Here is a 19,914-nt window from a genome sequence, read left to right as displayed (position 1 = left end):
GCTTAGTACATGCCGCCCATATCGCCCATGCCACCATCGCCAGCGCCAGCAGCGGCCGGCGGTTCTGGCTTGTCGGCCACAACGGCCTCGGTGGTCAGGAACAGGCCAGCAATGGACGAAGCGTTCTGCAGCGCGGAACGGGTCACCTTAACCGGATCAGTGATGCCAGCGGCAACCAGATCCACGTAGTCACCAGTTGCAGCGTTGAGTCCGAAGCCCTTTTCGAGCCCGCGTACCTTCTCCACAATAACGCCGCCTTCGAGGCCAGCGTTCACAGCGATCTGCTTGAGAGGAGCAACGATGGCCGAACGCACGATCTCCGCGCCGGTCAGCTCGTCACCTTCGAGGTCTAGGCCAGCGAAAGCTTCCTCGGCGGCCTGAATGAGGGCAACGCCGCCACCGGCAACGATTCCTTCTTCAACAGCAGCCTTTGCATTGCGGACGGCGTCCTCAATGCGGTGCTTGCGCTCCTTGAGCTCAACCTCGGTTGCTGCGCCAGCCTTGATAACGGCCACGCCACCGGCGAGCTTCGCCAAGCGCTCCTGGAGCTTCTCGGTGTCATACTCAGAGGTGGAGTTCTCGATCTGGCCCTTGATCTGGGCAACGCGGCCCTCGAGCTGCTCGGAAGAACCTGCGCCATCAACGATCGTGGTCTCATCCTTGGTGAGCACAACCTTGCGTGCACTGCCGAGGAGGTCCAGATCAGCGTTCTCCAGCTTGAGACCAACGGTCTCGGAGATAACCTGGCCACCGGTCAGGATGGCCATGTCCTGCAGCATCTCCTTGCGGCGATCGCCAAAGCCAGGAGCCTTGACGGCTGCGGACTTGAACGTGCCACGGATCTTGTTCACCACGAGAGTGGCAAGGGCTTCGCCCTCAACATCTTCGGAGATGATGAGCAGCGGCTTGTTGGTTTGCATAACCTTCTCAAGGAGGGGCAGCAGTTCCTTGACGTTCGAGATCTTGGAATCAACGAGGAGAACGTAGGCGTCCTCCAGCACTGCTTCCTGACGCTCTGAATCCGTCACGAAGTATGGGGAAAGGAAGCCCTTATCGAAGGACATGCCTTCGGTCAGCTCCAGCTCAAGGCCGAAGGTGTTGGACTCTTCAACCGTGATGACGCCTTCCTTGCCGGCCTTGGTCATCGCCTGAGCGATAACTGCGCCGATCTCGGGATCGCCAGCGGAGATCGAGGCGGTGGCCGCGATCTGCTCTTCGGTTTCGATTTCCTTGGCATCAACGAGCAGACGCTCGGTGATCGCCGCAGCGGCAACTTCGATGCCCTTCTTCAGGGCGATCGGGTTGGATCCGGCGGCAACGTTGCGGAGGCCTTCGTGCACAAGGGCCTGTGCGAGGACCGTAGCGGTTGTGGTTCCGTCACCGGCCACATCGTCGGTCTTCTTAGCAACTTCCTTCACCAGCTCAGCGCCGATGCGCTCGTAGGGATCCTCCAGATCGATCTCCTTGGCGATGGACACACCATCGTTGGTGATCGTGGGGGCGCCCCACTTCTTGTCTAGGACAACGTTGCGGCCGCGCGGGCCAAGCGTCACCTTCACCGTATCGGCGAGAAGGTTCAGCCCGTTCTCCATATTGCGACGAGCTTCCTCGTTGAACGCAATGGTCTTTGCCATAGCTTCTAGTTCCTCCCATGGGGACGGTTAGATCTGCCAGCTGGTGCCCGCGACGGACGAGATCGTACACACCGGTCACGTCCCGGCCCGCACGAACCCTCACCAACTGTGAGACTTTGTCACTCTCACTACGAGAGTGCTAACTAGATTTTGGCACTCTAGGCCCGCGAGTGCAAGGCGCGTCAAAACTATGAGCGAGTGATCATACTGTCAGCGAACATTGGTGATGTATCGGCACACGCACGCCAGCACTTCCGCACACCCCGGCACGCGCCAGCCACCCGAAAAGCTAGCCCAGATCTCCAGCCAGTACCACGATGATCACGCCGGTACCCTCAGTACCTTCACCTTCCACAACATGATCCGCATCTGCCGGAATGCCCAACGCCTCGGCAACCGCGAGCGCCGTTGGCTCGAAGCTCTCATCCGGGTAGAACACCTGGGAGACGGTGGGACTGGTCGTAGGGAAGTTGTCCGCCGCTACGTTGGTGTACCCGGCGTCAAGCAGCGCCTGCTGCATCTGAGCGGCATGCCCAGCAACGAGGGAAGCGTTACGAACCTGAACGGGCGTATCGAGATCCGGATCTGCCACTGGTTCCTCGGTGGGTTCTGGCGTTTCTTCCGGCGCCTCCGTGGGATCAGCGGTTGGAGTTGCCTCCGGATCCGCGGGGCCCGCTGTGGCCTGATCTGTGGCAACAGTGGTTGGCTCCGGGCCCTCGGCAAGCGGACTGTCTGATCTCTGACCAGCCCAGTGGACCAGCCCCCAGCCGATCAGCGGCGCAATAACCAGAACGGCCACAAGGGCAATCCACCATTTGCGGTTGGATTCCTGACGCCGGTGGGCGCCACGAACCTTGCGTTCGGACGCAAGACGATCAAATTCATCAACCGGATACTCTTTATCTGCCACGCCGCTAGCCTATCTTGTCCCACCCATTAGCGCCTACCGTGCCGCTCAGTTTCACGCACCTCGCGCATGCGCTTCAGCCTACGGATCAGCTCCGGATTCTCCAGCTCCGCGATAGGCTTGGCGATCGCGTGGTTCAGTACAAGGTAGTAATGAGACACACTCATGCCCAGAGCCGCGATCCCGGCGTTCTTGCGCAGGCCGCGCTGCGCCCACGTTCCTTCAAACTCCAGAACGCGCGCTTCCTCTTCCGTCAGCGGCTCCAGATTTCGCGCCGCCCACCCAGTCACTTGCTCCGTACTATTCATTGCCACAACCCTACCCGCCGCCTCCACCACATTTCGGTTCGCGGCTCCGGATCGCGGGCACACGATCGGGGACGGAGGAGGTTCCCGCGTGCGTACGCGGGGTCCCGTCGTCGTCATCTTTTCGACGACGAAATCCCTCCCACGCCCCACCGAGCACTAAACTAAACTCCATGCAGCCTTTGGATCAGATCATCGATACGCAGTGGGCCGCGGCGCTGGCGCCGGTGGAGCCGCGGATTCACGAGATGGGCGAGTTTCTTCGCGAGGAACTGGCGGCCAAGCGCGGCTATCTGCCGGCTGGCCAGAACGTACTGCGCGCGTTCACTTATCCGATGGACGCCGTCAAGGTGCTGATCGTTGGGCAAGATCCCTACCCGACTCCCGGACATCCGGTGGGACTGAGCTTTAGTGCGGAGCGGGATGTGCGGCCGTTTCCTCGCTCGCTCGTCAACATCTTTAAGGAAATGCACGATGATCTGGGCACGCCCATGCCCTCCACGCCGGACCTTTCCCCGTGGTGCGATCGTGGGGTCATGCTGCTCAACAGGGTGTTGACCGTCCAGCCCGGCAAGGCCGCATCACATCGCGGCAAGGGATGGGAGCAGGTGACCGATCACGCGATAAGGGCGCTGGCGGCGCGGGATCAGCCGCTCGTCGCGATTCTGTGGGGGCGGCCGGCACAGGAACTGCGGCCACTGCTAGGTGATACGCCGGTGGTGATGTCCCCACATCCCTCGCCACTATCGGCTAGCCGGGGATTCTTCGGGTCCCACCCGTTCTCGCGCGCCAACCAGCTGTTGGCCGCGCAGGGGGCCGGGCCGATTGACTGGCAGTTGCCGTAGGGCGGTGGGGTGTTCGGGAGTTGGGGAGAGCTTCAACTCGCCGATCACCGATGCACCGGGACTACATAGGGACGTGTCGAGAGAGCTTCCCACATAACATCCCACCCAACTCACCACCCTGTTATGTTATGTGGGATGTTGGGTGGTGAGCTTGTGGAAGTTCTAGCTCCTAACGATCCGGTACCTCTGGCGCGGGCTCTTCGGGGGTTCAGTAGCCTCGACAATGCCAGATTCGATCAGCTTATTTACGGCGTTCTGGATGCTAGTCCTACTCAATCCAAGTTCTTCCATGAGCTGCGCTGTACTCGCACTCTCACGCTCCGTTAATTCCTGTTGCACTCTGCTCAATGCGGTGAGATAGCGTTCTGCTGGCGCCACGTGTCGGCGCCGGAAAACCACTGTGAAGCTCGCTAGGTCATCTCGAAATTCAGGAGGCGGCATGAGCGAGTTGCTCAACTCTGATTGCATGATGGCTATTCCAGTTCCACGATTCTCAGCTACGGGGCCTCCAGCAGTCGTCCTGACAGTCTCCAGAAGAGCAGACAGCCGTTGGTTTCGAGTAGAACTCAATCCCGCTTGCCCCAAAGTTCGCAACGTCACCGCGCCGTAGAGACCACCCGGGTTGGTTATCTCCAACCTATCCACAAACATGTTGACTTGAACTTGAGTGCCACGGGCGTCGGGCGAGTAATCACGGTGCATGAGCGCATTGACGATCGCCTCGCGTATAGCCACGAGCGGGTAATCTGGTAGATCTTTGCGATAAACCCCCTCAATCTGCCCCGCAGTCCGCATGTTTGATTGCACCTTTTCGATGACACTCTCAACAATCTCTGGGATCGGGCCCTCGAACGTAGCCCGATCCACAAGCCTCATCCCCTCACGAATGTCACTCTTGGACGTTCCGGGAAACTCCGAGAAGGTGACATTCAGCCGGGGAAAGAACTCCTGAGGAAACGCGCCCATTGCGAGCACTCCCGCTAACGTCAGGTCCTCGTTCTTCAGTACCCACAGTCGTTGCAGTGCGACAGCTTCGCCATTCGCGAATGTCCTTGGGCGTTGAATTCTCTGGGAGGAAATGAAGTTCTGCAGTACCTCTTCATCAAGATCTGAAATACGGGCGCCCGGAACCACTTCTGCATCCCACGAAGGCTGCGTCTTTTCTTCGATCAGGCGATCAATCTCGTACTTTTGTAGGCGAAGATCGCCATCACCCGTTCGGATATAACTACCGCCGTAGCGCCCACGCTCAGTGACATAACACGGTTTATCGTGCGAAACCATGGGGTCAAGCTCCGCCACCAGCAACGCCCCGCTCTCGAAAGGCACAATGTCGATTTCCGGCCTCACTACTGGCGTTAGCTTCTTGCACGAGTTCATCAGCTTGTCTCGTTGACTCCCCGCGTCAAAAGCGTCAACCAGTGAAAACCCATCAGATTCGCTCAACCCCACGATCAGCATTCCACCATCACCGTTCGAGAATGCACTCAGGGTCTCTAGGACTGACTTACCAACACCAGATTTCACTTCGATACGTTGCTTATCCGTGCCAATTTGGCGCAGACTCTCGACGATAGCGGATAGCTTGCCACTGTCCATCGTGGACACCTCCCAACACAGCTTCCCACTCAGCATACCACCCAACTCACCACCCTGTTATGTTATGTGGGATGTTGGGTGGTGAGCTTGACGAAAAGTTGGCTCCTAGGAACTGATGCCTAGGAATCAGGCGCCGAAGAGGTTAAAGCCTTTGTCTCGCTTACGCGGCGACCAAGCCAGCACATAATCCGTGTTTTCACCCGGCTCTCTGGTCCCGATCACGAACTTCTGAGTGATACCGAACTTCCGTGTGAAGATTCGCAGCACCTTCACCGATATCTCGGTGTCAACGACCTTACAGAAGTAGTTCACAACCGTCCCATCGAGCTTGTGTATTGCGGGAGGGGTGCCTCCCACGTCGTAGCCGTCGCAGTGGCCAATTCCGTACCAGCCAACAAAATCGTTGAGAGCTTCTTCGCCTTCTGGGAGCAACCTCGCATCATCTGGGTGGCTGAAATCAGGCGTGTGCGTCCATACTTGCAGTACCGCCCAACCGTGATCCTCGTCAGTAATCTCTGCGTATCCATCGGCATGCGCCTCTTCTTTGAACATGCGCATGTATTGCGTTGCCGTGGGTTTGTCCTGGCGGTATAGCGCCGTGCCCCGCACAGTCTGCGCTTTGGCCGTGCCCTTCGTGCCCACCTCGCCAAAATGGGTGCGAAACGAAGACTTGTCCGTCCACGCCTCACGATAGTGGAGAATGCCTTCTTCATCTCTGCGATATGTCTTGATCTGCGCCATGGTTCAGTATGGCAGATGAATGATCGGCGAAGGCCGCCTCAATGGGTACCGATCAGCTTCACCAGAAGGCACACCTGATGGGCGCTCCCCAACGCCACCGGCTCACATTGCTAATATGCTCACCATGTCTGATGAGTTAATCCTGAAGCTGAGTTGCCCCGACCGCCCCGGAATTGTTCGCGCCGTGAGTGGCGCGATTACTGAGCTGGGCGGAAACATTGTGGAGTCACAGCAGTTTGGGGATACAACGTCCGGCAACTTCCATATGCGCGTGGAAACCGAGCGCATTGCCGATCCCGATGGGTTCCGCAACCGGATGGCCAACATGGGTCAGGCTCTCAACATGGCTTGGGAAGTCAGCGCCAAGGATCGGAAGATTCCAACCGTCATCATGGCCTCGAAAGAGGGACACTGCCTCTCTGACCTTCTGTATCACACCAAAGAGGGAAAGATTCAGATTGAGGTTGCAGCGATCGTGGCCAACCACGAGACGCTCCGCCCGCTTGCCGATTTCTACGGCGTCCCGTTCATCTATATCCCCGTCACGAAGGAAACGAAGCCAGAGGCAGAGGCCGCCCTGTTGAAAGTGATCGAGGATACCGGGGCCGAGCTTGTGGTGCTCGCCCGCTACATGCAGATCCTCTCAGACAAGGTGTGTGAGGCAATGGAGGGCCGAGTGATCAACATTCATCATTCCTTCCTCCCCTCGTTTAAGGGCGCACGCCCCTACGCCCAAGCCCATGCCCGTGGCGTGAAGCTCATCGGCGCCACCGCTCACTACGTCACGCCAGATCTGGACGAGGGCCCGATCATCGAACAGGACGTCGTGCGCGTCAAACACTCAGATTCCGTCTCAGAGCTCATGTCTCAGGGCGAGGATGTGGAGCGCCGCGTACTCACCCGCGCCGTCCGCTGGCACGCAGAACAACGCGTGCTAATCAACGGCACATCCACCGTGGTGTTTGCCTAGCGCGGCTGGATCCGGTCCAAAATCTCGAGCTCACATGTAGCGCCGCTCAAGGAGAGTCCAAAACTCTTCTGAAGTCAGTTGGTCATCCGGATTGGGGTCCGCCTCTGCCGCCCGTTGTTGAACAGCAGCAAGGCGCTCCTTCGATGGCTCCCGCTTTGAGTGGTCAATCTAGTCCCACAACACAGAGATCATCTCGAGTTTCTCATTATCCCCGAGACGCTTCGCTTGTTCTAGAAGCCGTGAATCAACCATGCCGCAACTCTACGGCTTTTGTCGGCGGGCAGATAGATAGGGAGAATTCAATCGGTGGTTGCAACACTTGTTGAATCCGCCTAGTCTCCCGCGCGGGAAGTGCAGGTAGTCAACAAATATCCCCAGCCGCCACACCCATAACGCCGATTAGTCGGATTATAGATCCGCATGTTGTAGTAGCCATGCGCATGGAGACGGCTTACACCATATACGGAGCTATAACTTGCCCTTTGCTCGCCAATCCGCCGGAATCCACGATCTAGGAGTGGAATCGCTCTCCACAAGTCCTACGTAAGGCTCAGTGTAGGCCTCACTGTACTTCAGTGTATGTCACAGTGTAATCCACTGAGACATACACTGAAGATCCACTGATCGAGACATCCCAGATCTGGGAATCCCCGCAATTCCACCATAAACTCTATTGCTAGTTCTCATTTCAGAGAAACTCACTGCACACAACCGCCTCGATCAGTGTACGTCACTGTAGTACAGTGAACTACAGTGACGTACACTGAGGAATGAACACACGGATACTATCCGCTTAGCACTGAGAATGTGGGCCTAGCATGAACATCGAAAACCTGTCACGCGAGATATCACTCATGCGCACCCACCACAGTGACACCAACACTATTGAAGTGAAATCTGCTGCAAGAGACATCGGGCAGGCCGTATGGGAAACGGTCAGCGCATTCGCAAACACCAACGGCGGGACCTTAATTCTAGGACTGGACGAAGAAGCCGGTTTCACTCCGACCGTTGGATTTGACCCAGATAGGGCTAGCAACCAGTTCATCTCTGGTATCGGTGGCGCAGACTCGGCCGCTGCACGGTTAACGAACCCACCCGATTATGAGATCCACCGAGCAGCCTTTGAAGATGCGCCGCTGCTATTGGTTGACATCAGCCCAAATCACGCAGGAAACCGTCCCAGCTTTATCACTGCGAGAGGCGTCCAGAATGGTGCCTATAAGCGAATCGACGATGGCGATCATAAGCTAACACCGTTCGAGGTATTCGAGTTTCAAAACGAGCTACGCCCACAAGACACGGACAGGTCCCCAGTTCCGGATAGTTCAATTGATGATCTCAACCCCCACCTAGTGGAAGCATTGCTCGCTCACAAGCGCTCACAGCGCGCGATCAGCGGTGTCGATTCCGTAGAAACACGACTTCACCGGCTTAACGTACTTACCAAATCGGGCGAGCTAACGATGGCAGGAGTACTCGTATTGGGCGCGTATCCGCAACAGTTCTTCCCCCGGCTGGTTATCGACGTCACGTCCCATCCGGGACTCGAGAAGTCGAACGCTAGCGCCCCCATGAGATTCCTAGATCGAACCATCTGCGAAGGCACGATCCAAGAGATGGTCGATCAAGCGGTCGCAGCTGTGACAAAGAATCTTCGCACGTTCACTGTTGTTACAGGCGAGGGCAGGCGCGACCAATTAGAGGTCCCTGAGGACGCGATTCGGGAAGCGATCGCGAATGCAGTGCTCCACCGCGAATACGATTCACGCTTCCAATCGCAAGATGTCAGTGTTGACATTTACGCCGACCGAATTGAGATCGAAAGTCCAGGAGGGTTGTGGGGCGGCAAGACTCGTGAAACTCTCGATGATGGAGTGTCCATTCCCCGAAATCCCGTCCTGCTGAACCTCTTACAATCCGTTCCTTCTAACGCGGGCTATCAAGCTGCTGAGGGCCAAGGCAGCGGTATCCGGTTAATAATCAATCGAATGGCGGAAGGATCTCTCAAACCTCCTGAGTTCAGAGTGACCCCAGCACGCGTGGAAATCACGTTGCGCCGTCACGGGACAGAAGTGCCAGAACTCCGAAGCTGGTTGAATAATCTGACTGACCGGGACCTCACACCCGAAGAGGATGCCATCCTCGTGACGCTGAATCGGGACGGTGAATCCACTATTTCAGACCTCCACGAGTCTTTGGGCTACGATTCTGCGGACTTGCAGAGAATCGTCGAGGATCTCCGCAAGGAGTGCGTTGTTAGGTCAACCGAGCACGGACACTTTGAGATAGCTATCGGCAGTGCACTCCCGTCTCCTGCGGGCGCTGCCATATTAGACGTGCTGTCTTCGAACGAGACACTATCTATCCATGACATTGCCGAGCTCACTGGACGTTCCATTGGCTCCCTCCGTCATGTTCTCCGGGAACTCATCGCGGATGGGATGGTTGAAGCTACCGCTCCACCAACGAGCAGACAGCGGAAGTACCGCCGCCCGACTGAAGGCTCAGCCTCAATGCCTCTTAGCTATCATTAGATCCCAGTGTAGGTCTCACTGTAGTTCAGTGTAGGTCTCACTGTAGTTCAGTGTAGGTCTCACTGTAGTTCAGTGTAATTCAGTGACCTACACTGACGCTTCACTGAGAAATCGGGAGCCCAAACACTAGGGGAAGTAGTACCACTTCCCGCCCAACACACCCAACACCCCGCATACCCTGCCCCGGTATAGGTCCGAATACCTACTTACCCGGCGGAGTTCCTGTTTAGAATTTTCACGGTTTCTGTTGGCGGCCTGTTGGGAATCGAACTCCCGATGGATTGCCAGCATCACAACCAAGGCAAATCCAGCACAAACTCCAGCTGGCACAATACTTCGGCCGGCCACACGCAACACCGGCCAGCCAGCCACATACTCGCAACCCCATCACGGAGGCACTTCATGCGCGCGTCAAAGCTTCTTTCCATCGGCTCGGCACTGCTGATCGCCACAGCCACTCTCTCGGCATGCTCGGATTCGGAGTCCGATTCGGCACCAGCCTCAAGCGATGCGGCCGCACAGGAAGCGCCAGCCGAAGTCTCAGACGTCCTCGAGTCCCACGGACTCGGCGATCTGGCCCCGGAAGAGGTTGTAGACGAACTCGACCGCACACCACTGAACGAACGCCCCGCTGATCTTCTCGCCTCAGTCCTCCCTGACGAGGTCGTCTTCACCACCGCCAGCGGCGCCGAGGAATCCGCACCGCTGCCCGAGGACCAGTTCTACCTCTCCTTCGCCCCGTACATCGATCAGACGCACGATTGCTATTACCACAGCCTCACCACATGCACGGCCGAACTCGGCAATCAGGACTTCGAGGTGACCATCGTTGATTCGGAAACCGGCGAGGACATTGTGAACGAGACCCTCACCAGCTTTGACAACGGCTTCGTTGGCGTGTGGCTCCCGAAGGGAATCGATGCTGAGTTGACGGTCCAGTACGATGGAAAGTCCGCTTCCGAGGATATTTCGACGATTAACGACGACGACGCCACCTGCCTCACAACCCTCCAGCTTTCATAGGACCTACCCTCAGTGTTACTGCGGCCGGGACCTTGCCGTACGCGGGCGCACGCTACTCACCAGATCCGGGGCGTAACGCCGGTTAAGGAGCGCCCCTTAACTGGAATCAGGACGCCAGCTCCAGAAAACACGAATCTAGGACACCAGATCTGGGAACGGGCGCTCCGTAGCCACCAACGTGGAGTATGCTGACGATTGGTAGTGGCGGTGGGGCCCGCCTATGAAACTGCGATCTGGAATCCAGATGGCCAACGGTCCCTACGAGGCATTCATGCTTTCGTAGGGTGCCTCCTTGCATTATTACGTGAGGAAGGATCGGCCATGCCGTACCAGATTGAAAATGTCCAAGCGGTAGAGACCCTAGATTCTCGGGCGAAGCCAACACTCCAAGTAGCTGTGACGCTCGCCGGTGGCCTCCGAGCAACGGCAGGGGTTCCGTCTGGAGCCTCGACCGGCTCGCGCGAAGCGGTGGAGCTGCGCGATGGCGATCCAGATCGCTACTCTGGGCAGGGCGTGCTGAAGGCTGTCAGCAATTGCAACACAGAGATCCGTGATCTTCTTTCAGGCAGAGCTTTTGATTCGCTCGCTGCTCTTGATCAGGCCCTGATCGATCTTGACGGCACTCCAAACAAGGCTCGCCTTGGTGCTAACGCGATTCTTGGCACCTCTATGGCCTTTGCTCGGGCAGCAGCAATCGCCGATGGCAAGGAATTGTGGCAGTGGTTGCCAACGATCGAGGGACAGGCTTACAGACTTCCAGTCCCCTGCTTCAACGTGCTGAACGGCGGGGTTCATGCGCCCAACCCGCTTGAGTTCCAAGAGTTCATGATCAGCCCACTTGGGGCGCCGTCTATGCCCGAGGCGGTCCGTGCAGGCGCCGAGGTCTATTCGGCACTCAAGAAGATTCTGGCATCGCGCGGATACTCAACTGGATTGGGTGATGAGGGTGGCTTTGCGCCTGACCTCGCCACCCCTCAGCAAGTCTGTGACCTTCTTGTGGAGGCAATTACTACAGCCGGCTACTCTCACGGACGAAGCGGCATCATGATCGCACTAGATCCCGCCTCATCCGAGTTCCACAAAGACGGCAGGTACCTCATAGGGGAAAGCCAGTTGAGCTCGGAGCAGATGATCGCACTTCTGGACGAACTCGTGGAGCGCTATCCCATCTGGTCCATCGAAGATGGTGCCGCTGAAGATGATCTAGCGGACTGGCAAACGTTGACGCGTGAGCTCGGGGACAAGGTCCAGTTGGTGGGAGACGACAACTTCTGCACAAACCCCGCTATTATCTCCGAGGCCATCGATAACGGCGTTGCCAACGCGGCGCTTATCAAGGTGAACCAGATCGGTACCGTCACCGAGGCTATTGATGCCATTCGGCTGTGCCACACCAACGGCTATGCGCAGATGGTCTCGCATCGATCGGGAGAAACACCAGATCCGTTCATCGCAGATTTCGTTGTGGCGATGGGCTCCGGTCAGATCAAGACCGGAGCACCGGCACGCGGAGAGCGAATCGCCAAGTACAACCGGCTCCTCGAGATCACGGCGAGTGCTTCGCTGCCCTATGGACTCGCCTGACACACATTTGCTCACGGAAGTGGGAGCTCTGAGAAGCGGCGGAATACTCGCGGTGCCGCCGCTCAGTCTCCCGCGCATCAACCCACGCTCCGATTCGGCATACAAGACGCTGATCGGTGCGTGACAAGACCAGCCACAGCCCCGGATTCGGGTGGTTTCCGGGGCTGCGGCTCCTTCACATATCCGGCACACAAGTGCCGCCCAGTGCCCAGCTGCGAAAAGTCCGACAACCAGTATGCAGAACTCAGCTAGCAGGTTTCGAACACGTAGGCCGAATCGTCCGGAGTGAGCAGATCGCGGTCTCGCAGGACCATCCCAGCTGGCGATTCGGGTTCGGTGCACAATGCCTGAAACTCCGCAGAAGTGACCTGATCGGCGTACTCGATATCCAACACCAGTGGACCATAAACCTGCGAATACTCGGCACATTCACCGTAATAGGCGCAGCTTTCCGTGATCGCGAAGTCAAAGCCAGCACCAGCGTGAAACTCCGCTGAATCCTGGGCAGCATTCTTCTGTCCAGCTGCCAGTCCATTGGCGTGGGCGACTTCTACCAGTTCTTCAGCAATCGCGAGGTTATCGCCAAAACTCAGCAGACCGTCGGTTCGGGTGTAGGAATCTAGGTTGTCGAACTCCACGGCCTGATAGCCAGCGCGAGCGCATTGTTCGATCCACGGGCTGGCAATCTCTACGATCTGCTCGCGATTGTGCTCAGTCGACGTATCCAGCAGCGCTTCGTCAGGCCACTCGGGATCGTAATAGACCTCGCCGCTCTCCTTGAGCAGAAGCTCCTCACTCCACTGGCTCTCTTCGCCGGGTTGAGTTTGAAACGCGTTCACATAGCAGATGGAGTACTCGCCCTGCAGCGGCGGCTCTTCGCGATCCCGCACAAGAATGTGGACGGAATCATCCGGATCGTAGGCGCCGCCCAGTTGATAGTCGAGCTGCCCCGCCTCCGGCAGCATCCAGCTTTCGGAGCTATCCGTATCAGTTTGTGGCGAGCCACTGGCCTTCTCTGCCTCCGTAGAGGTCTCTTCCGGCACATGAGCGCTTTCCGGACTGGTGCTAACTGATGCGGAGTTACGGCCCCCACCGGATGGCGCACCGTCTGTGGCTGGCGAGCACGCACCTAACGTCCACGCCAGCGCAAAACCTCCAGCGAGGATACACCAAAGCTGACGCGCCGAGCCGAGCGAGGAACCACCATGTTGCTTCACGGTTCCAGAGTACGCAAAGACCCAGCACTCTGAAGTGTGCCGGGTCTTCGCAGTTGAAATTCTTGAGCCACCTATCGGACTCGAACCGATGACCTGCTGTTTACAAGACAGCTGCTCTACCAACTGAGCTAAGGTGGCACGCTGCACGTTCGCAGCGTCCCTAATCTTGCCAGAATCGGGCCCTACAGGCCAACTAGGCAGATGCGAGAATCGTTACTCTCCGCATTCCTATCGAAGCAGCCGCGGGTCACGGTCCTACCCAAACTGGCAAGTGAGGGTCTTTACTCTTCGCCAGCCTGCTTGGCGTACTGAATGAGCTTACCTTCCGTCCAATCAGCGAGCTGGCGATCATTGATGATCACGCCAGGAGTACCGGTTTGCCCGTTGGCGGTCCACTGCTCGTAAGCGCTAGCGATCGTGTCATCATAGGCGCCGGTTTCCACGGCCTCCTTCAGATCAGCAATCGTATCGTCCGGGATGCCAACGCTTTCGGCTATCTCTACGATGTCATCAACCGTCGGTAACGTCTGATCAGCACCATCTTCGAACAGCGGGTTGGTCTTCTGCAAGAACAACTCATTGTGGAAATCCAAGTAGTATTCGGGGGCATTCTCTGCGAGGAAGAAATCCGCCGTGGCACTCTGATCGGAGAAATCCTGACCCATAATGGAAACGGGCTGGTACACGAGCGTGATCTCGCCATCCTTTGCCATCTGTGCAAGCTCTTCGCCGGATTCGCCCTCAAGCTTGTTGCACCATGAGCACAGGTAATCGAAGTAGATATCCACTTCGGGGGCGCCCTCGTTCACGCTTCCAGCTTCTCCACTGGCGCCGATGGTGATGCCACCTTGATCGGTGACGTTTTCAGGCCGATCTTCGGTGAAAACGGATTCGGCGCGATTGAAATCCGCCCAATCTCCGTCTGACCCCGTGTCATCAGGACCGGATCGGACAATCAGCCAGACAGCCAACCCAACAACGGCAACAAGGGCAATCGTGCCGATGATCGCGAGGATCCTGTTGCGCTTGGCGCGCTTTGCTTCTTGTTCCTGCAACTTACGGGCGGCTTCGCGAGCCTGCTCGCGCCGCTCCTGCTTGGTGAGGTTTTGGCCGGATGTGCCCGGCGTATTTCGAGATGCCATAGCTGAATTCTAAACTAGTTCCTTTGTATACTCGCTGCCGGAACGCCCGACTTTGTCACTCTACCCGGTTTAACCGTGGCAATTCGAGGACCGCTTTCAGCAATAACCCAGCTAGCGCGAACATGCTTCACGCCGATGGGCCCAAGCGCAGGTAAGCCCGCACGTCGCGAAGCTTTCCACCGAATCCGGCACCGAACTAGGCGCATCAAGCGCAAGTAAGCCCGCAGGCCATGGAGCTTTCTCGCACCTCTACTGCTGCCAAAGCGGCTAGCGCCAGCAATCCCCTATGAGGGCTGCCGGATAAGAAGAAGGCTATCGGATCAAAGCGGGCGCTGCCTGATCACAGGGACTGGTAGAAGAACGGGGTTGTGATCGGGTACCAATCGGGAGCTCCGCTTCCACGCGCCACCACGAAGGCCACGAACACGACCGCCACCCACACCACGGTCCATAGCACTCGGTAGCCGGTTGACGGGGCAACCGCCTTGACGATTCTGCGAGCCCCTTCTCTGCCCAACGAGTTGGTTCCCATGAACCACGAGACCAGCATCGCAACGGCGGCACCGGCCACCGTCCCCAACCGTTGATCGTATGAGACCACCATGGCTAGGAGCCACACAGTGAGACCACCGAGCCCCCCGCCGATCAGGAAGCCGAGCATCTGGGAGAAGAACCCCCTCACCACGAGCCACGGCACTCTGCGCACTACCCAGCCGCTTTCTCCTGAAAACCTGCCGCCCTTGGCAACCCGCTTCTTGTTGAGACTGTGGAATCCCGCTCCCACCACTGCCGCCGTGATACTGAACACAACAAAAATGGCCATAGCCACGAACGGAAGAGCCGCCGCGAGCAAGGCAAGCGTGGCGCCAATCAACGCAACAATCAGCTTGGCGGGCTCTGGCGGGCGCAGCCACGCAGGCACTTCAGGCGGATACTGCCCGCCGTACGCTTGGCCACCGTATGGCTGGACTCCGTTCGGCGCCTGGGGCGCGTACGGGTTCTGCCCCGCAGGCTGGCCGCCGTAGGCAGGTTGATTGTAAGCCCCCGCAAACGGTTGTGCAGGCGCGGGCTGTTGAGGTTGGTTATACGCACCACCGAACGCCTGCGTTGGCGCTGAATCCTCCGGCGGCTGGCCATAGCTGCCCCCGAAGATTTCCGTCCGCGCCGATTCCCCCACCGACTCCTGCGAATCCGGATACTGTGCGCCGGGTTCACCACTCTCGGCATCCTGAACGCTCGGGAACACGTGGGTATGAGAATCCCCGTGCGACGAAGAGCTTGGCGATTGTCCAGCCGCCCCGAACACTTCGGTTTCACCCGCCCTATCACCGGCCTCGTCCGGAGTTGCCGTCTGGTCCTGGCCGGGGCCAGCCGCCTCCACACCATCGGCCGCGTGACCGATCACCTCGGTTGCACCATCTGCCGGAACGCCGGGGCCTTGAGCATGTTTCCCCAAAGCCGCTCCAGCCACGCCCGCCGCCCCAGCGGCCGCTGCGCCACCGAGTGCACTGAGCGGTGCGGTAGCGGATGGAGAGGATTCGCCGTCGTCGTCAAAAATCTCCGAACCTTCAATCGCCCGAACCAATTCCTCGAACGAAATCCGGGTAGCGGGATCGGGCGCAAGCGCGCGTTCGAAAGCGCGCCGAATCGCGGGCGTGAGGCCCGGTAGCTTCATCTCCCCGCGCAACACCCGGTTGGTGATCACCAAGCTGGCATCGGAGCCGAACGGTGCGTATCCCGTGGCGGCGTAGGCGAGCACCGCGGCGAGCGCCCACCAATCGGCCTGCTTGGATGGTTCGGCCCCTCGCAGGACCTGCGGATCCGTGTAGCCGGGCGAACCGGCGATCTGGCCATGCTGGGTGATCCGCGGATCGTCGCCGAGCTGAGCGATCCCGAAATCGATGAGAACAGGGCGCCCGCGCTTCATCATGACATTGGACGGCTTTAGATCCCGGTGCAAAACACCCACGGCATGGATCGAGGCCACGGCCTTTTGCAGGTTACGGGCGAGGGAAGCGAGGTCCTCTTCGGTGTAGATCCCGCCGGTCACCACGTCATCTTCGAGGGTGGGGCCATCGATCAGCTGGGTGACGATGAAGGCATCGTCATCATCCGTCTCCACGTCCAGCACCTCAGCCACGTACGGCCCCTTGACCTTGCGCAACATCCGGACCTCGCGGCGCATCCGCTCGCGGCCATCGAGCGTGTCTGCCACATGTGGATGAAGGACCTTCATGGCAACGCGATGGCCCTGCCCGTCGGCCGCCTCGTACACCGTGGACATGCCGCCAGAGCCGATCTTGCGGACGATATCGTAGCCGCCTATCTCTGCACGTCGTTCACTCACCCCTTAACCGTACCGTCCGCCGGCGATCGGATTGCGGGGTGTGGCACGGTTATCGCGGGTGGCGGGAAGTTTTTTGTTTGACGCCGACGGCGGGGCCCACCGCCACGTCCTCGGCACCGGTATCACGTGGTTAATTATGTGATCCTCGCCACTCATGTGGCACTTTCTTTCAGGACGTGTAAAAATGAGATCGGTTCGTTACATATGGCGGACCGTGTCAGAGCGGACACACACCGTACTCGGCACCTTTCACTCGGATCGTCCGGCACGTACCTGCCGGTGAAGGGACCATGAATCATGGCAACCGTAACTTTCGATAGCGCAACCCGTGTTTACCCGGGATCAGATACCCCCGCCGTTAATGATTTCTCCTTGGAAATTAATGACGGCGAATTTCTTGTTCTTGTTGGCCCATCGGGTTGTGGAAAATCCACATCGCTCCGCATGCTGGCCGGCCTAGAAGAAGTAAACGCTGGACGAATCTTTATTGGCGATCGGGACGTCACCGATGTTTCACCTAAGGATCGCGACATCGCGATGGTGTTCCAGAACTACGCCCTGTACCCCCACATGACCGTTGCGGACAACATGGGCTTTGCGCTCAAGATTGCCGGCGAACCCAAGGATCAAATCCGCAAGCGCGTTGAGGAAGCCGCCAAGATTCTTGATCTTGAGCCCTACCTTGACCGCAAGCCCAAGGCTCTTTCCGGTGGCCAGCGCCAGCGCGTTGCCATGGGCCGCGCGATCGTTCGTGAGCCGCAGGTGTTCCTCATGGACGAGCCGCTCTCCAACTTGGACGCCAAGCTCCGTGTTCAAACCCGTACCCAGATCGCTTCGCTGCAGCGCCGCCTAGGCATCACCACCGTATACGTGACCCACGATCAGACCGAGGCTCTGACCATGGGCGATCGCATCGCCGTTCTCAAGGACGGCCTGCTCCAGCAGGTGGGCACCCCAGACGAAATGTACAAGACCCCAGCCAACTCCTTCGTTGCCGGCTTCATCGGCTCCCCCGCCATGAATCTGGGCAAGTGGAAGGTTTCCGGCAACGTTGCCACATTCGGCGATGCCAAGCTGGTTCTGCCGGAGGACGTTGCCAAGCAGGTTCAGGCAGCCGATGATGGCCAGATCATGGTGGGCTTCCGCCCCGAAGCGTTGGCGTGGACATCCGAGCCAGCCGCCTCCAACATCCCCCTCAAGGTGGACTTCGTTGAGCACCTCGGATCAGACGCCTATGTGTATGGCCGCGTTTCCGGCGCCGAGCAGGAAACCGAAAACTTCGGCTCCGGCGATGGCGTATCCGACTGCACCGTGCGCATCGAGCCGCATGTTGTTCCCTCCGCAGGCGACGTTGTGAACCTGACACCCGAGAATGACACCGTGCATTACTTCTCGGCCTCCACCGGTGAGCGCCTGAACAGCTAAAGGTGCGCCAGTAGCATGTAGCTCATTGACATCGGGAACTGGTGGCGGGAGGAGCGATCTTCCCGCCACCTTTTTGTATCTGCGGGTGGTCGCACGCCGCAGTATTGGGTGGTCGCACGCCGCAGTAGCAGGCGGCTAGAATAATCGTTGCCTCAATTCCTTCTGAAAGGCTCGGCATGAACCCCTCGCTCCAGATCATGGCGGCACAGGTAGATCCCGAATTGTTCGATCTGCCGTGGAACACTCCTCTGACGGATTGGCCGGAGGAGCTCATCGCGGCTCTCCCACGCGGCATTTCTCGCCATACCGTCCGGTTCGTGTATCTCGGCGAACGAATTATTGCCGTGAAGGAAATCGGCGAGACCGTGGCCTACAAGGAATACGAGATGCTGCGCGATCTCGGACGCCATGATGCCCCGGCTGTGGAACCCGTGGCCGTTGTGACTGGCCGGAGCGCACCAGATGGTGAGCGGCTCAACGATGCATTGGTGACGGAACACCTTGCTTACTCCCTGCCCTACCGCGCGATCTTCGGCCAACACCAGCGCAAGGATTCAGTGCGGCGCCTGATTGATGCCCTATCCGTGCTGATGGTTCGCCTGCATCTCCTTGGCTTTTTCTGGGGCGACGTTTCGCTCTCCAATACGCTCTTCAGGCGGGACGCCGGAGAATTCGCGGCCTACCTCGTGGACGCTGAGACTGGGGAGCTTTACCCAAGCCTCACGCGCGGCAAGCGCGATTATGACGTGGATGTTGCCCGGACCAACATCATCGGCGAACTCATGGATCTTCAGGCAGGCGAGATCCTCCAGATGGATGTTGATGCCATCGAGGTAGGCGATTTCTTTGTTAAGCGCTACACCGATCTGTGGGCTGACCTCACCCAAACCACTACCTACTCCACTAACGAGCGCTGGAAGATCGCCGAAAGGATTCGCCGGCTCAACGATCTGGGCTTCGAGGTGGGCGAACTGTCCATGTCCTCCGATCAAGGCGGCACGCAGGTATCGATCCAACCCAAGGTTGTGGATGCCGGGCACTTCTCACGCAAGATCATGCGGCTCACCGGCATGGATGTGGAGGAGAATCAGGCCCGGCGCATGATGAATGATATCGAGCAGTACCGTGTCACGAACTTCAAGCCCGGCACCTCGCAGGCGATCGCCGCCCACGAGTGGATGACCAAAGTGTATGAGCCCACCATCAACGCCATCCCGCGGGAGTTGCACGGCAAATTGGAACCCGCCGAAATCTTCCACCAGCTCCTGGAGCACCGCTGGTACATGTCAGAAAACGCCGGCTACGATGTGCCCGGCGACAAGGTGATTGCCTCCTTCATCGAACACGTCCTGCGCCACAAGCCCAACGAGCACTCTTTTATTGGCAAGAACGCCGAAGAGGTGCTTGGGCCCGACACCGCCGATATGTCAGGGATGGCTGGGTACTTCGCCTAGCCAACCAATCTCCGCCACGGTTACCCCTTGAGCAACCAGCGGCGTTTCGGCCTCTCCGGCTCCCGTTTCAGCCTCCCCAGCCACCACCATTTCGGCAGTAGACAGGTTAATGCGCCTCATGACATGTTGCAACATGTCATGAGGCGCATTAAGGGGTCAAACCAACAAATCCAGCGAATCGAAT

16 protein-coding genes and 1 tRNA gene are annotated in these 19,914 nt (G+C 58.4%); 7 read left to right on the top strand and 10 right to left on the bottom strand.

The features are described from left to right. Nucleotides 1-2 precede the first annotated feature (2 nt). From groL to ACTHV6_RS06320, 3 genes are all read right to left on the bottom strand, one after another. A complete protein-coding gene (gene groL / locus ACTHV6_RS06330) occupies nucleotides 3-1,634 on the bottom strand; it encodes a chaperonin GroEL (RefSeq protein WP_441386439.1) in 1,632 nt (543 codons plus the stop codon). A 289-nt stretch (nucleotides 1,635-1,923) separates the two neighbouring features. Next, entirely contained in the window at nucleotides 1,924-2,544 is a 621-nt protein-coding gene (locus ACTHV6_RS06325) for a LytR C-terminal domain-containing protein (protein ID WP_441386438.1), read from the bottom strand. Nucleotides 2,545-2,570: 26 nt separating this feature from the next. Further along, the gene (locus ACTHV6_RS06320; RefSeq protein ID WP_441386437.1) at nucleotides 2,571-2,849 is read right to left on the bottom strand and encodes a DUF3263 domain-containing protein; all 279 of its coding nucleotides are present in this window, start codon (nucleotides 2,847-2,849) and stop codon (nucleotides 2,571-2,573) included. Nucleotides 2,850-3,019: 170 nt separating this feature from the next. Between ACTHV6_RS06320 and ACTHV6_RS06315 the strand changes: the two genes are divergently transcribed. After that, on the top strand, nucleotides 3,020-3,691 hold the full coding sequence (locus ACTHV6_RS06315) for a uracil-DNA glycosylase (protein ID WP_441386436.1): 672 nt from the start codon (nucleotides 3,020-3,022) through the stop codon (nucleotides 3,689-3,691). Between the two features lie 162 nt (nucleotides 3,692-3,853). On the opposite strand, the gene ACTHV6_RS06310 is transcribed toward ACTHV6_RS06315, so the two are convergent. Both ACTHV6_RS06310 and ACTHV6_RS06305 read right to left on the bottom strand, forming a co-directional pair. Further along, the gene (locus ACTHV6_RS06310; protein ID WP_441386435.1) at nucleotides 3,854-5,290 is read right to left on the bottom strand and encodes an ATP-binding protein; all 1,437 of its coding nucleotides are present in this window, start codon (nucleotides 5,288-5,290) and stop codon (nucleotides 3,854-3,856) included. Nucleotides 5,291-5,416: 126 nt separating this feature from the next. Beyond that, nucleotides 5,417-6,031, bottom strand: coding sequence for a hypothetical protein (locus tag ACTHV6_RS06305; RefSeq protein ID WP_441386434.1), 615 nt, complete (start codon nucleotides 6,029-6,031; stop codon nucleotides 5,417-5,419). Between the two features lie 124 nt (nucleotides 6,032-6,155). Between ACTHV6_RS06305 and purU the strand changes: the two genes are divergently transcribed. From purU to eno, 4 genes are all read left to right on the top strand, one after another. Next, nucleotides 6,156-7,001 carry a formyltetrahydrofolate deformylase gene (gene purU / locus ACTHV6_RS06300; protein WP_441386433.1) on the top strand — a complete coding sequence of 282 codons (846 nt, stop codon included), beginning with the start codon at nucleotides 6,156-6,158 and terminating at the stop codon, nucleotides 6,999-7,001. A gap of 818 nt (nucleotides 7,002-7,819) precedes the next feature. Then, nucleotides 7,820-9,538 (top strand): ATP-binding protein, encoded by a 1,719-nt coding sequence (locus tag ACTHV6_RS06295; protein WP_441386432.1) that lies wholly within the window; start codon nucleotides 7,820-7,822, stop codon nucleotides 9,536-9,538. A gap of 402 nt (nucleotides 9,539-9,940) precedes the next feature. Further along, complete coding sequence (locus ACTHV6_RS06290; protein ID WP_441386431.1) at nucleotides 9,941-10,561, top strand: CueP family metal-binding protein; 621 nt, start codon at nucleotides 9,941-9,943, stop codon at nucleotides 10,559-10,561. A 321-nt stretch (nucleotides 10,562-10,882) separates the two neighbouring features. After that, nucleotides 10,883-12,145 (top strand): phosphopyruvate hydratase, encoded by a 1,263-nt coding sequence (gene eno, locus ACTHV6_RS06285; protein ID WP_441386430.1) that lies wholly within the window; start codon nucleotides 10,883-10,885, stop codon nucleotides 12,143-12,145. Between the two features lie 248 nt (nucleotides 12,146-12,393). Here the strand turns inward: eno and ACTHV6_RS06280 are convergent, their stop codons facing one another. The 4 genes from ACTHV6_RS06280 to ACTHV6_RS06265 form a co-directional block, all read right to left on the bottom strand. Then, nucleotides 12,394-13,362, bottom strand: coding sequence for an endo alpha-1,4 polygalactosaminidase (locus tag ACTHV6_RS06280; RefSeq protein WP_441386429.1), 969 nt, complete (start codon nucleotides 13,360-13,362; stop codon nucleotides 12,394-12,396). A 65-nt stretch (nucleotides 13,363-13,427) separates the two neighbouring features. Further along, nucleotides 13,428-13,500: transfer RNA gene (locus ACTHV6_RS06275), tRNA-Thr, on the bottom strand. Between the two features lie 143 nt (nucleotides 13,501-13,643). Further along, the gene (locus ACTHV6_RS06270; RefSeq protein WP_441386428.1) at nucleotides 13,644-14,504 is read right to left on the bottom strand and encodes a DsbA family protein; all 861 of its coding nucleotides are present in this window, start codon (nucleotides 14,502-14,504) and stop codon (nucleotides 13,644-13,646) included. A gap of 340 nt (nucleotides 14,505-14,844) precedes the next feature. Beyond that, a complete protein-coding gene (locus ACTHV6_RS06265) occupies nucleotides 14,845-16,851 on the bottom strand; it encodes a serine/threonine protein kinase (RefSeq protein WP_441386427.1) in 2,007 nt (668 codons plus the stop codon). 297 nt (nucleotides 16,852-17,148) lie between these two features. Between ACTHV6_RS06265 and ACTHV6_RS06260 the strand changes: the two genes are divergently transcribed. Both ACTHV6_RS06260 and ACTHV6_RS06255 read left to right on the top strand, forming a co-directional pair. After that, nucleotides 17,149-18,276: an ABC transporter ATP-binding protein gene (locus ACTHV6_RS06260; protein ID WP_441386426.1), complete on the top strand. Its 1,128-nt coding sequence runs from the start codon at nucleotides 17,149-17,151 to the stop codon at nucleotides 18,274-18,276. 176 nt (nucleotides 18,277-18,452) lie between these two features. Further along, the gene (locus tag ACTHV6_RS06255; protein WP_441386425.1) at nucleotides 18,453-19,730 is read left to right on the top strand and encodes a DUF4032 domain-containing protein; all 1,278 of its coding nucleotides are present in this window, start codon (nucleotides 18,453-18,455) and stop codon (nucleotides 19,728-19,730) included. Here ACTHV6_RS06255 and ACTHV6_RS06250 read toward each other — a convergent pair. Next, nucleotides 19,704-19,850 (bottom strand): hypothetical protein, encoded by a 147-nt coding sequence (locus ACTHV6_RS06250; RefSeq protein ID WP_441386424.1) that lies wholly within the window; start codon nucleotides 19,848-19,850, stop codon nucleotides 19,704-19,706. The two genes, ACTHV6_RS06255 and ACTHV6_RS06250, sit on opposite strands and share 27 nt — an antisense overlap. Nucleotides 19,851-19,914: the final 64 nt, after the last annotated feature.

This window comes from Ancrocorticia sp., assembly GCF_052089425.1.
Lineage (GTDB): Bacteria > Actinomycetota > Actinomycetes > Actinomycetales > Actinomycetaceae > Ancrocorticia.
The sequence above is the reverse complement of the archived record's forward strand: the minus strand, read 5'-3'. Positions and strand labels throughout refer to the sequence as shown.